This window comes from Sphingosinicella soli (assembly GCF_014199685.1).
Lineage (GTDB): Bacteria > Pseudomonadota > Alphaproteobacteria > Sphingomonadales > Sphingomonadaceae > Sphingosinicella > Sphingosinicella soli.
This window is the reverse complement of sequence record NZ_JACHNZ010000006.1, coordinates 89,637-101,555: the sequence shown is the minus strand read 5'-3', so window position 1 is coordinate 101,555 and position 11,919 is coordinate 89,637. Positions and strand designations below refer to the sequence as shown.

At 64.9% G+C, this 11,919-nt stretch carries 10 protein-coding genes; 8 read left to right on the top strand and 2 right to left on the bottom strand.

Translation table 11 applies throughout. The features are described 5' to 3' along the window. Positions 1 to 83 precede the first annotated feature (83 nt). A complete protein-coding gene (locus GGQ98_RS04065) occupies positions 84 to 1,346 on the bottom strand; it encodes a serine hydrolase domain-containing protein (protein WP_184065474.1) in 1,263 nt (420 codons plus the stop codon). Between the two features lie 84 nt (positions 1,347 to 1,430). Here GGQ98_RS04065 and GGQ98_RS04060 point away from each other — a divergent pair, with 84 nt between their 5' ends. From GGQ98_RS04060 to odhB, 8 genes are all read left to right on the top strand, one after another. Further along, positions 1,431 to 2,180: a ParA family protein gene (locus GGQ98_RS04060; RefSeq protein ID WP_184065472.1), complete on the top strand. Its 750-nt coding sequence runs from the start codon at positions 1,431 to 1,433 to the stop codon at positions 2,178 to 2,180. A 10-nt stretch (positions 2,181 to 2,190) separates the two neighbouring features. Next, positions 2,191 to 2,622, top strand: coding sequence for a PaaI family thioesterase (locus tag GGQ98_RS04055; RefSeq protein WP_184065469.1), 432 nt, complete (start codon positions 2,191 to 2,193; stop codon positions 2,620 to 2,622). Further along, complete coding sequence (gene zapE / locus GGQ98_RS04050) at positions 2,619 to 3,737, top strand: cell division protein ZapE (RefSeq protein WP_184065466.1); 1,119 nt, start codon at positions 2,619 to 2,621, stop codon at positions 3,735 to 3,737. Before GGQ98_RS04055 ends, zapE begins: the two co-directional genes overlap by 4 nt. A gap of 153 nt (positions 3,738 to 3,890) precedes the next feature. Further along, positions 3,891 to 4,853, top strand: coding sequence for a malate dehydrogenase (gene mdh, locus GGQ98_RS04045; RefSeq protein WP_184065463.1), 963 nt, complete (start codon positions 3,891 to 3,893; stop codon positions 4,851 to 4,853). A 9-nt stretch (positions 4,854 to 4,862) separates the two neighbouring features. After that, complete coding sequence (gene sucC, locus GGQ98_RS04040; protein ID WP_184065460.1) at positions 4,863 to 6,062, top strand: ADP-forming succinate--CoA ligase subunit beta; 1,200 nt, start codon at positions 4,863 to 4,865, stop codon at positions 6,060 to 6,062. Positions 6,063 to 6,066: 4 nt separating this feature from the next. Then, on the top strand, positions 6,067 to 6,942 hold the full coding sequence (gene sucD / locus GGQ98_RS04035; RefSeq protein ID WP_184065457.1) for a succinate--CoA ligase subunit alpha: 876 nt from the start codon (positions 6,067 to 6,069) through the stop codon (positions 6,940 to 6,942). Positions 6,943 to 7,038: 96 nt separating this feature from the next. Beyond that, the gene (locus GGQ98_RS04030; protein WP_184065454.1) at positions 7,039 to 9,927 is read left to right on the top strand and encodes a 2-oxoglutarate dehydrogenase E1 component; all 2,889 of its coding nucleotides are present in this window, start codon (positions 7,039 to 7,041) and stop codon (positions 9,925 to 9,927) included. Positions 9,928 to 9,936: 9 nt separating this feature from the next. Continuing rightward, on the top strand, positions 9,937 to 11,112 hold the full coding sequence (gene odhB, locus GGQ98_RS04025; RefSeq protein WP_184065451.1) for a 2-oxoglutarate dehydrogenase complex dihydrolipoyllysine-residue succinyltransferase: 1,176 nt from the start codon (positions 9,937 to 9,939) through the stop codon (positions 11,110 to 11,112). Here odhB and GGQ98_RS18770 read toward each other — a convergent pair. After that, the gene (locus tag GGQ98_RS18770) at positions 11,109 to 11,906 is read right to left on the bottom strand and encodes a putative 2OG-Fe(II) oxygenase (protein WP_184065450.1); all 798 of its coding nucleotides are present in this window, start codon (positions 11,904 to 11,906) and stop codon (positions 11,109 to 11,111) included. The two genes, odhB and GGQ98_RS18770, sit on opposite strands and share 4 nt — an antisense overlap. Positions 11,907 to 11,919: the final 13 nt, after the last annotated feature.

The window sequence follows — 11,919 nt, the reverse complement described above, 5'->3', positions numbered from 1 at the left end:
TCACCCCATATGAATATGTCTGCAAAATATGGTCCGAGCAGCCAAAACGGTTTATCAGAGAACCGCACCATCAAAACGAGGGACTAAACACCTAGATCCTGGGCGAGCGGATACGCCTGTTGCGGCATGTACTGCGTCATCAGCACGATGCTGAGTTTCTGCGCGGGCAGCGCCGAAGCGAGCGTTCCCGCCGCGCCGCCCCAGCCGTAGCTGCCGGGGATGAGCCCCGGTCCGGGCGCTATCACCACGCGCCCGCCCGCTCCATAGCCTTGATTGCCTTCATAAAAGACCCCCGCGGGAAGCAGGTTCGAAACCGTGAGCTTCGCCGCTTCGGGGGAAATGATCTGCGCGGTGCCGTCCCGGCCGCCGTTGGCGACCATGCGCATGAAGCGCATGTAATCGGCCGCCGTTGAAACGAGCCCGCCACCGCCCGCCGGAAAGCTCGCGGGGACCGCATATTCGGTTCTCGGCGGCGTATCGATGGGCACCAGATTGTTGCTTTGCAGCAGATAATTGGTGGCAAAGCGGTTCATCGCGGCGGCGGGCACCGCGAAGCCGGTGTCGTGCATGGCGAGCGGCGTCAGCAGGCGTTCCTGCATCACGGTTTCGAACGGCTTTCCCGCCGCCTTCTCGATAACGGCGCCGAGCACGTCGAGCGCGATGGAATAATGCCACGTCGTGCCGGGATCCGCGACGAGGGGCAGCTCTGCGACCGCGTTTGCGAACGCCTGCAGGCTGCCCGGCGATTCGCCGTCGCCCGCCTCGCGGCCCACTGTGCGGGTGCCCGGCATCAGGCCGAACCGGCGATAGGCCTTGCCCACGGCGCCCGGCTGGAAGTGGTAGGTAAGTCCGGCGGTATGTGTCAGCAGATGGCGCACCGTGATAGGGCCGCTGGCGGCGCGCACTTCCAGGCTGCGTGCGGGATCGGTTGCCACTTTCATGGCCCTGAATGCGGGAATGATTTCGGCGATCGGCTGATCGAGGCCCAGTTTGCCCTCGCTGATCAACTGCGCGGCAAGCACGCCGGTAACCGGCTTTGTCATGGAATAAATGCGCCAGATGCTTTTGGCATCGACCGGTGTGTCGCGCAACAAGCCGAGCGCGCCCGCGCCCGTATAGACGGCGGGCGCATCGCCCGTGCCGACGCCGATGATCATGCCTGCCACCTTGCGCTGCGCCACATAGCGGTCGGCGAGCGCCTTCAGTGCCGTCCAGGAGCGCACGGGCGCTGCAGCGGTTTCAACGCGAGCGGGCGTGGCCGTGCAGCCCGGAAGCAAGGCGAGACCGCCGAAAGCGGCGATTCCGCCGATGAGGCTGCGACGGTCGAAGCTGGGCTGCATTGACATCGGCGGCGATTCCCCTGTTGGCTAGGTGGCTTACAAATGCCACATGAGTGGCATGGAAAAACAGCACGTCAACGGCGGAGCAGCATGAAAATCATAGCAGTCTTCAGCCTCAAGGGCGGTGTCGGCAAAACCTCGGTGGCCGTCAACGTCGCGCATCTTCTTGCAACCCGCGCCAAGCGGCGCACGCTGCTGTGGGATCTCGACGCGCAGGGCGCGGCCTCGGATCTCTTGCAGGTCGAACCCAGCAAGAAGGCCCGCAAGCTGTTCGCCGGAACCGGCGGCGGCGACATCGAGGCCTACATCGTACCGAGCAAGTGGCCGGGTCTCGATGTGCTGGCGGCGGACGAATCGCTCCGAAAGCTCGATGTTCAACTCGTTGAATCGCAGCGTGCGAAGCTGCTCGCCAGGCGTCTCGCGGCGATTGCGGGTGAATATGATCGTGTCGTGCTGGATTGCCCGCCGGGCTTCGGCCTGCTTGCCGAACAGGTGTTCCGCGCTGCCGATCTCATCGTCGAGCCGATGACGATGTCGCCGCTTTCGGCGCGCACCAACGAACAGCTTGCCGAGCATCTGGCGCGGCATCACAAGGGCCAGCCGCCGGTGCTTCCGGTATTCACGATGGTCGATAAACGCCGCGCGCTGCACCGCGAGACGCTGGAAGCCTGCCCCGATGTTCACGCCATTCCCTATTCCAGCAAGGTCGAGGAGATGGCGGTCTACTGTCTGCCGCTCGCCGAGATCGCACCTGATTCGCCCGAGACGGCGGAGTTCGGCAGGCTGGTGACGGCGATCGAGCGCAAGCTGACCCGCCCGGGGCAGCCGCGAAAGGGCTGACGCACGCCCGATGCCCACAATAGAGATTGCCGAAGGGCCGCTCGCCGGCTGGACGCGCTGGCGCCAGACCGATGAGGGGCGGTTCTCGGACCTGATCGGGGCGATCTGCTTTCGTCAGCGCGATGACGGATCGACCGAGGTTCGCACCGAAACCGGACGCCGGCACACCAATATGCAGGACCGGCTGCACGGGGGTTATGTCATGGCGTTCATCGATCAGGCGCTGTTCGCCATCGCGTCACCGCGCCTTGTCACGCACCGCGCCGTCACCTTGACCTGCAACACGGAATTCCTGGGCGGCGGCGTGCCGGGCGAAGAGATCTTCGCACACGGCGAGGTGACGCGCGAGACTGGAAAGCTGCTGTTCCTGCGCGGGATGGTCGAACAGAACGGCCCCATCGCATCGTTTTCCGGCGTGCTGAGGAAGGTGGCGCCGCGTTGAGTGTCGTGCAGGCGTACCGCGCGCTGGTCGCGGCGAACGAATTGAAGCCGGATCCCGATCAGGCGGCGGCGGCGGCGCGGCTCGGCCGGCTGGAAGCGGAGCTTCGCAAGGTCCGGCCCCGCGGCGGGCTGCTGTCGCGGCTTTTCGGCAAAGGCGATGAAACGTCTCCGCGCGGCATCTACATGTGGGGTGCGGTGGGGCGCGGCAAGTCCATGCTGATGGATCTGTTCTACACAGCGGCGCCGTCGATCCCGAAGCGGCGCGTGCATTTCCACGCCTTCATGATCGAGGTTCACGCCGCGCTGCACAAATGGCGCGAAAGCAACGTCGACGACCCCATCGCGCGCGTCGCCGACGATATCGCGAGGGACGTGCGCCTGCTCGCCTTCGACGAGTTGCAGGTGACGAACGTCGCCGATGCGATGATCCTGTCGCGGCTGTTCACGGCGATTCTCGGCGCCGGTGTTACGGTGGTCGCCACCTCGAACCGGCCGCCGCGCGACCTCTACAAGGACGGGCTCAGCCGCGATCTGTTCCTGCCGTTCATCGCGCTCATCGAGCGTGAACTGGATGTCGTCAGCCTCAACGGCCCGACCGATTACCGTATGGACCGCCTCGCCGGCATGCCCACGTACCATGTTCCAAACGGCCCGGAGACGACGGCGGCGCTTGCCGAGGCGTTCTTCCGCTTGACCGACTATCCGCCCGAGGACCGCGCGCATGTGCCCACCGAAACGCTCGACGTCGGCGGCGGGCGCACATTGCACGTGCCGAAATCGCTGAAAGGCGTCGCTGTCTTTTCGTTCAAGCGGCTGTGCGGGGAGGCGCGGGGCGCCGCCGACTATCTGGCGGTGGCGCGGCACTATCACACGGTGATCGTCGTCGGCGTGCCCAAGATGGGGCCGGAGAAGCGCAACGAGGCGACGCGCTTCATCGCGCTCGTCGATGCGCTTTACGATTACCGGGTAAAGCTGCTGATGGGGGCGGACGCGCCGCCGACCGAACTTTATCCCGCCGGGGACAGCGCATTCGAGTTCGAGCGGACGGTTTCACGCCTGATGGAAATGCAGTCGGCGGACTATCTGGCGGAAGGTCACGGCGTTCGCGCCGAATAGCCTGATTTGCTGCGTCGCACACAGCGATGAGAAATTTGCCGGGAAATGCCGTCACGAACGGTTGCAGCGCCGCGATTCAGCGTCTATCGGGTTGCGCGCATTCGCCGGTCGTCCGGTCGGCGTTCCACGCATCGCCCTCAGTGAGAGAGACCCATGGCACGCAATAAAATTGCTCTGATCGGCGCCGGAATGATCGGCGGCACGCTCGCACACCTCGTCGGCATGAAGGAACTGGGCGACGTCGTCCTGTTCGATATCGCCGACGGCATGCCCAAGGGCAAGGCGCTCGATCTCGCGCAGTCCGCTCCGGTCGAGGGCTTCGACGCGCGCCTGAAGGGCACCAGCGACTACGCCGACATCGCAGGCGCGGACGTCTGCATCGTCACCGCGGGCGTGCCGCGCAAGCCCGGCATGAGCCGCGACGACCTGCTCGGCATCAACCTGAAAGTGATGAAGGCGGTGGGCGAGGGCATCAAGGCGCACGCGCCGGACGCTTTCGTGATCTGCATCACCAATCCTCTGGATGCGATGGTCTGGGCGCTGCGCGAGTTCTCGGGCCTTCCCGCGAACAAGGTCGTCGGCATGGCCGGCGTGCTCGACTCGGCGCGCTTCCGCCACTTCCTCGCCGAAGAGTTCAACGTCTCGGTCGAGGACGTCACCGCCTTCGTGCTCGGCGGCCACGGCGACACGATGGTGCCGGTGGTCGAATACTCGACCGTCGCGGGCATCCCGGTGCCGGATCTCATCAAGATGGGCTGGTCCACGCAGGAAAAGATCGACGCGATCGTAGCGCGCACGCGCTCTGGCGGCGGCGAGATCGTCGGCCTGCTCGGCAACGGCTCCGCCTACTACGCCCCGGCGTCGTCGGCGATCGCGATGGCCGACTCCTACCTGAAGGACAAGCGCCGGCTGCTGCCGTGCGCGGCGTTCCTTTCGGGCGAATACGGCATCAAGGACATGTACGTCGGCGTGCCGATCGTCATCGGCGCGAACGGCGTCGAGAAGATCGTGGAGATCGAGCTGAAGGGTGAGGCCAAGGCCAACTTCGACGTGTCGGTGAACGCGGTGAAGGAACTGATGGACGCCTGCCGCAACCTCGACAGCTCGCTGAAATAAGGATCGCTGATGAATATCCACGAGTATCAAGCCAAGCAGCTGCTGGCGAAGTTCGGTGCGCCGATTTCTGCCGGTTTTCCGGCCTTCACAGCTGAAGAGGCCGAGGCGGCGGCGAAGCAGCTTCCCGGACCCGTCTATGTCGTGAAGTCGCAGATCCATGCGGGCGGACGCGGCAAGGGCCGCTTCAACGGCCTCGGTGCAGACGCCAAGGGCGGCGTCCGCGTCGTCAAGTCGGTTGAAGAGGTGAAGACGAACGCCGCCGAGATGCTGGGCCGCGTGCTCGTGACACACCAGACGGGTGATGCCGGCAAGCAGGTGAACCGCCTCTACATCGAAGCGGGCGCACCGATCGCAAAGGAATACTACCTCTCGCTGCTCGTGGACCGCGCTGTCGGCCGCATCGCTTTCGTGGTCTCCACCGAAGGTGGCATGGACATCGAGGAAGTCGCCGAGCACACGCCCGAGAAGATCCACACGATCAGCATCGACCCGGCCTCGGGCTTCATGCCCCACCATGGCCGCGGCATCGCGGCGGCGCTGAAGCTGGAAGGCGACCTCGCCAAGCAGGCCGCCAAGATCGCGCAGCAGCTCTACACGGCATTCAAGACCACCGACGCCGCGCTCCTTGAAGTGAACCCGCTCGTCGAGACGACGGACGGCAAGCTCATCGTGCTCGACGCCAAGATGGGCTTCGACGGCAACGCGCTGTTCCGCCACCCGGACATCATGGAACTGCGCGACCTCAGCGAAGAGGACGCAATGGAGATCGAGGCGTCGAAGTACGACCTCGCCTACGTGAAGCTCGACGGCAACATCGGCTGCATGGTGAACGGCGCAGGCCTCGCCATGGCGACGATGGACATCATCAAGCTGAACGGCGCCGAGCCCGCCAACTTCCTCGACGTCGGCGGCGGCGCCACCAAGGAGAAGGTGACGGCGGCGTTCAAGATCATCCTCAATGATCCGGCAGTCGAGGGCATCCTCGTCAACATCTTCGGCGGCATCATGCGCTGCGACATCATCGCGGAAGGCATCGTGGCGGCGGCGCGCGAGGTGAACCTCTCGGTTCCGCTCGTCGTTCGCCTCGAAGGCACGAACGTCGAACTCGGCAAGCAGATCCTCGCCGACAGCGGCCTGCCGATCGTCAGCGCCGACAACCTCGGCGACGCGGCGAAGAAGATCGTGGCGCAAGTGAAGAAGGCAGCCTGACCCCATGAGCATTCTCATCAACAAGAACACCAAGGTTCTCTGTCAGGGCCTCACCGGCGCGACCGCGACGTTTCACACCGAAGCCGCCATCGCCTACGGCACGAAGATGGTCGGCGGCGTGGTTCCGGGCAAGGGCGGCCAGCAGCATCTCGGCCTTCCCGTGTTCGGCACGATGCGCGAGGCGATGGACGTAACGAAGGCCGACGCCAGCGTCGTCTACGTGCCGCCCGCGTTCGCGGCGGATTCGATCCTGGAGGCCATCGAGGCGGAAGTGCCGCTCATCATCTGCATCACCGAAGGCATTCCGGTGCTCGACATGGTGCCGGTGAAGCGCGCGCTCTCGGGCTCGAAGTCGCGGCTCATCGGCCCGAACTGCCCCGGCGTGCTGACGCCCGACGAATGCAAGATCGGCATCATGCCGGGCTCCATCTTCAAGAAGGGCTCTGTCGGCGTCGTCTCCCGCTCCGGCACGCTCACCTATGAAGCGGTGCACCAGACGACGGCGGTCGGCCTCGGCCAGACGAGCGCGGTCGGCATCGGCGGCGATCCGGTGAACGGCACCAACTTCATCGACGTGCTGGACTTGTTCCTGAACGACCCCGACACCAAATCCATCATCATGATCGGTGAAATCGGCGGCTCGGCCGAGGAAGACGCGGCCGAGTTCCTGAAATCGCACCCGATCAAGAAGCCGATGGTGGGCTTCATCGCGGGCCGCACCGCCCCGAAGGGACGCACCATGGGCCATGCAGGCGCCATCGTTTCGGGCGGCAAGGGCGGCGCTGAAGACAAGATCAAGGCGATGGAAGCGGCGGGCATCGTCGTCTCTCCGAGCCCGTCCGAACTCGGCACCACGCTTGCGCGGGTGCTCGGTCAATAAGGGCTGATCGAATTGTCAAGTTTTTAGGTGCTTTTTAGGGATGTCCTGCGTAGGGAGGCGCGCAGGATCCTCCGCACACCAGGAATGACAGGAATCATGGGTTTCGAAGGACAGCCTCCCTCCACTCTCGAAGGCGTCAGCGCCTCGTTCGTTGAAAACCTTTATCGCCAGTATTCAGCCAATCCGGCGTCCGTCGATGCGGAGTGGCAGCGCCATTTCGCTGGGCTGGAAAGCGCTGCTTCCGGGCCATCCTGGCAGCGCAAGGGCTGGCCTGACACCACCACCGACGATCTGACGGCGGCGCTCGATCCGACGCAGATGACGCCGGACGCGAAAATACCGGCGAAGAAGGGTGTCGCTGCGGCTGCCGCGCCCTCCGCCGAAGAGATCAAGCAGGCGGCGGACGATGCGATCCGCGCGATGACGCTGATCCGCACCTACCGCGTGCGCGGGCACCTTGCGGCGCAGCTCGACCCGCTCGGCCTTGCCGAGCGCCCGTTCCCCGAGGAACTGACGCCCGAATATCACGGTTTCGTCGGCGAAGCGCAGAACCGCACCGTCTATCTCGGTGGCGTGATGGGCTTCGAAGAAACGACGATCGCTGCGCTCGTCGAAGTGCTGAAGCACAATTACTGCGAGCATGTCGGCGTCGAGTACATGCACATCAACGATCTGGAAGAACGCCGCTTCATCCAGGAGCGGATCGAAGGCCGCAACGCCGAGATCCACTTCACGCCGCAGGGCAAGAAGGCGATCCTCAACAAGATCATCGAAGCCGAGCAGTTCGAAAACTTCCTCGGCCGCAAGTACGTCGGCACGAAGCGGTTCGGCCTCGATGGCGGCGAGGCGATGGCGCCTGCGCTTGAAAGCGTCATCAAGTATGCGGGCGCGGGCGGCGTGAAGGAAATCGTCATCGGTATGGCGCATCGCGGGCGCCTCAACGTGCTCGCGAACGTCATGCAGAAGCCGTTCCAGGCGATCTTCCACGAATTCGCGGGCGGCTCGTCGAACCCCGACGACGTCGGCGGTTCGGGCGATGTGAAGTACCACCTCGGCACCTCGACGGACCGCGACTTCGACGGCAATCCCGTCCATTTGTCACTGACGCCGAACCCTTCGCACCTCGAAGCGGTGAACCCGGTCGTGCTCGGCAAGGTGCGCGCAGCCCAGCACCTTCGCGGCGACGTGGAGCGGGACGAGGTGCTGCCGCTGCTGCTGCACGGCGACGCAGCGTTCGCGGGGCAGGGTATTATCGCCGAATGTCTCGGCTTCTCGGGCCTCGACGGCTACAACACGGGCGGAACCGTCCACTTCATCATCAACAACCAGATCGGCTTCACCACGAGCCCGCAGTTCGCGCGCTCCTCGCCCTATCCGTCAGACGTGGCGCGCACCGTGCAGGCGCCGATCTTCCACGTGAACGGCGACGATCCCGAAGCCGTCACCTTCGCCACCAAGGTGGCCACCGAGTTCCGGCAGAAGTTCAACCGCGACGTTGTGATCGACATGTGGTGCTACCGCCGTTTCGGCCACAACGAGGGTGACGAGCCGAGCTTCACGCAGCCGCTGATGTACACAGTCATCAAGAGCAAGCCCAAGGTCAGCGAGGTTTACGCGCAGCGCCTCGTCGCCGAGGGTGTGATCGACCAGGCCTGGGTCGACGACGCGATGAAAACGTACGTCGATCGGCTCGAAAGCGATTTCGAAGCGGCGCCGGGCTACAAGCCCAATAAAGCGGATTGGTTCGAGGGCCGCTGGGAAGGCCTTGGCCGTCCCGCCGATCCGGAGACCGCGCGCCGCTCGGCGGATACCGGCGTGCCGTCCGATCGCATTGAAGAGATCGCCAAGGTGCTGACCACGGTTCCGCCGGGGTTCTCGATCCATCCCACGCTCAAGCGCGTCATCGCCGCGCGCGGCGAGACGATCGGAAAAGGAGAGGGGATCGATTGGGCGACCGCGGAAGCGCTCGCCTTCGGCACGCTGCTTCAGGACGGTTTCGGCATTCGGCTATCCGGGCAGGATTCCGCGCGCGGCACGTTCAGCCAGCGCCACGCCGCGTGGCTCGATCAGAAGACCGGCAGCAAATATATCCCGCTCCACGAGATGAACCCGCGCTTCAAGGTATTCGATTCGCCGCTCAGCGAGTTCGGCGTGCTTGGTTTCGAATACGGCTATTCGCTCACCGATCCCAAGACTCTGGTGCTGTGGGAAGCGCAGTTCGGCGATTTCGCCAACGGCGCGCAGGTCATCATCGACCAGTTCATCGCCAGCGGCGAGATCAAGTGGCTGCGCGCCAACGGCCTCGTGCTGTTGCTGCCGCACGGATACGAAGGGCAGGGGCCGGAGCACTCCTCTGCACGGCTGGAGCGTTACCTTCAGCTCTGCGCCGAAGACAATATGCAGGTCTGCAACATCACGACGCCGGCGAACTATTATCACGTGCTCCGCCGCCAGATGCTGCGCCCGTTCCGCAAACCGCTCATCATCATGACGCCCAAGTCGCTGCTCCGGCACAAATCGGCGGTTTCGCGGATCGAGGAGTTCACCGATGATTCGCACTTCATGCGGATCAAGTCGGACACGAATCCGCCCGCCGACGGGAAGATCGAGCGGCTCGTGCTCTGCTCGGGCAAGGTCTACTACGATCTCGCCGACGCGCGCGACGCTGCGGGTGACAAGGCGACATCGATCGTCCGCATCGAACAGATCTACCCGTTCCCGCTCGAAGCGCTGGTCATTCGTCTGAAGCGCATGAAGGCGCTGAAAACGGTCGTATGGGCGCAGGAAGAGCCGAAGAACGCGGGCAGCTGGAGCTTCGTGCGGTCCTATCTGGAATGCGCGCTCAAGGAAGCCGGTGTGAAGGCGGAACCCGTGTACGCGGGCCGCGCCGCCGCCGCTGCGACTGCGACAGGCCTTGCCAAGCGTCATGCCGCCGAACAGAAAAAGCTCGTGGCGCAGGCGCTCGGCCACGATATCGAAGGTTAAGGAGACATCATGGCTATCGACGTCGTTATCCCCGCGCTTGGTGAATCGATCACCGAAGCCACTGTCGGCGAATGGCTGAAAAAGCCGGGCGAGGCCGTGAACGCGGATGAGCCGATCGTCAGTCTCGAAACCGACAAGGTCGCGGTCGAGGTTCCGGCGCCCTCGGCAGGCGTGCTCTCGGAGCAGCTCGCCGCCGTGGGCGATACCGTGAACGTCGGCGCCGTGATCGCGCGCCTCGAAGCTGGCAAAGGCGCCGCTCCCGCCAAGGCTGCGGCAAAGTCCGCCGAACCCGCGCCCGCAAAGGCCGCCGCTCCGGCACCGTCCGGCGCGAAGCAGTCGCCGGCGGTCACCGTCGCGCTCGCCGAGACGGGCGTTGATGCTGCCAGCGTTCAGGGCACCGGCAAGGATGGACGCCTGACCAAGGGCGACGTGCGCAGCGCCGCAACGGCGCCTGCGGCCGCCGCTTCGGCGCCTGCCGCCGGTACGCGCCAGGAAGAGCGCGTGCGCATGACGCGCCTGCGCCAGACGATCGCGCGCCGCCTCAAGGAAGCGCAGAACACCGCCGCGATGCTCACCACCTTCAACGACGTCGACATGACGGCGGTGATGGAAGCGCGCGACCGCTACAAGGACATGTTCGAGAAGAAGCACGGCGTCCGCCTCGGCTTCATGAGCTTCTTCACCAAGGCCTGCTGCCTTGCACTGAAGGACGTGCCGTCTGTGAACGCCGCGATCGAGGGCGACGAGATCGTCTATCGCAACTACGCCGACATCGGCGTCGCGGTCAGCTCGCCCGGCGGCCTCGTCGTGCCGATCCTGCGCAATGCCGATGCGCTGTCGTTCGCGGAGACCGAGAAGGCGATCGGGGACTTCGGCCGCCGCGCGCGCGACGGGCAGCTCAAGATCGATGAACTGCAGGGCGGCACCTTCACCATCTCGAACGGCGGCGTCTTCGGTTCGCTGCTCTCGACGCCGATCCTCAACCCGCCGCAGTCCGGCGTGCTCGGCATGCACCGCATCGAAGAGCGTCCCGTTGTGCGCGACGGCCAGATCGTCGTGCGCCCGATGATGTATCTCGCGCTCAGCTACGATCACCGTCTGATCGACGGCCGCGAGGCGGTGACCTTCCTCGTGCGCGTCAAGGAAGCGCTGGAAGACCCGACCCGCTTGGTGCTGGACCTCTAAAAGGTCTCGTCGATATTGATATCGAAGCCCGGCGGCGCGCCTTCCGGGCTCTGGTCCCAGCTGCCGCGCAGGCGGGCAAGCGGGCGCATCAGCCAGGGCATGTTGCGCCACATGAAGCCGGGGCGGTGCGTCCAGTAACGTGAGCGTTCCAGCCACGGGCTATGGAAATTCATGGCGATCGAAACGCGGTCCGCGCTCCCCTCGTGCGGCTCGACGCTGTGCGAAACCCAGGAGGGCCACATCAGCAACTCGCCGTCGGAAGGCGCATAGCGGAAACTGCGCCGCGTCGCCGATTCCAGCGTCTGCACGCCGCTCCACCGGTCTTCGAAAACGATCGCACCGCCTTGATCCGCGGTCGATGGCGCGCCGGACACGTAGTAGCAAGCCGACCAGTTCCAGTTGAGCATCACATGATCGTGCGCCCTGTTATAGGCGCCGCCGGGCGGATTGATGTTGGCCCAGCCATCCATGCGCCATTGGCGCGGCGCGGGTTGCGATTCGCCCTGTCGCCACGCTGCCGTAGCGTCGGTGACGCGCTCTGCGGCCCAGTGCGTCAGCATCCGCGTCGCGCGGTCCTGCCAGCCGGGAAGATCGCGCTTGGAGTGCCAACCGCCGATGTTCGTACGCTGCATCCCTTTGGAGGCACGGCGGCGCGTTTCGATCGCTGCAAGGATCTCTGCCTGCCAGTATTCGGCCTCTTCCCAACGAAAAATCAGGAGCGGAGCCGCGAACAGATTGACCTGGCTCGCGACGTTCGAGGCCGAACTGCGATTGATGAACTCGATACGTGTCACGCCGGATGAACAC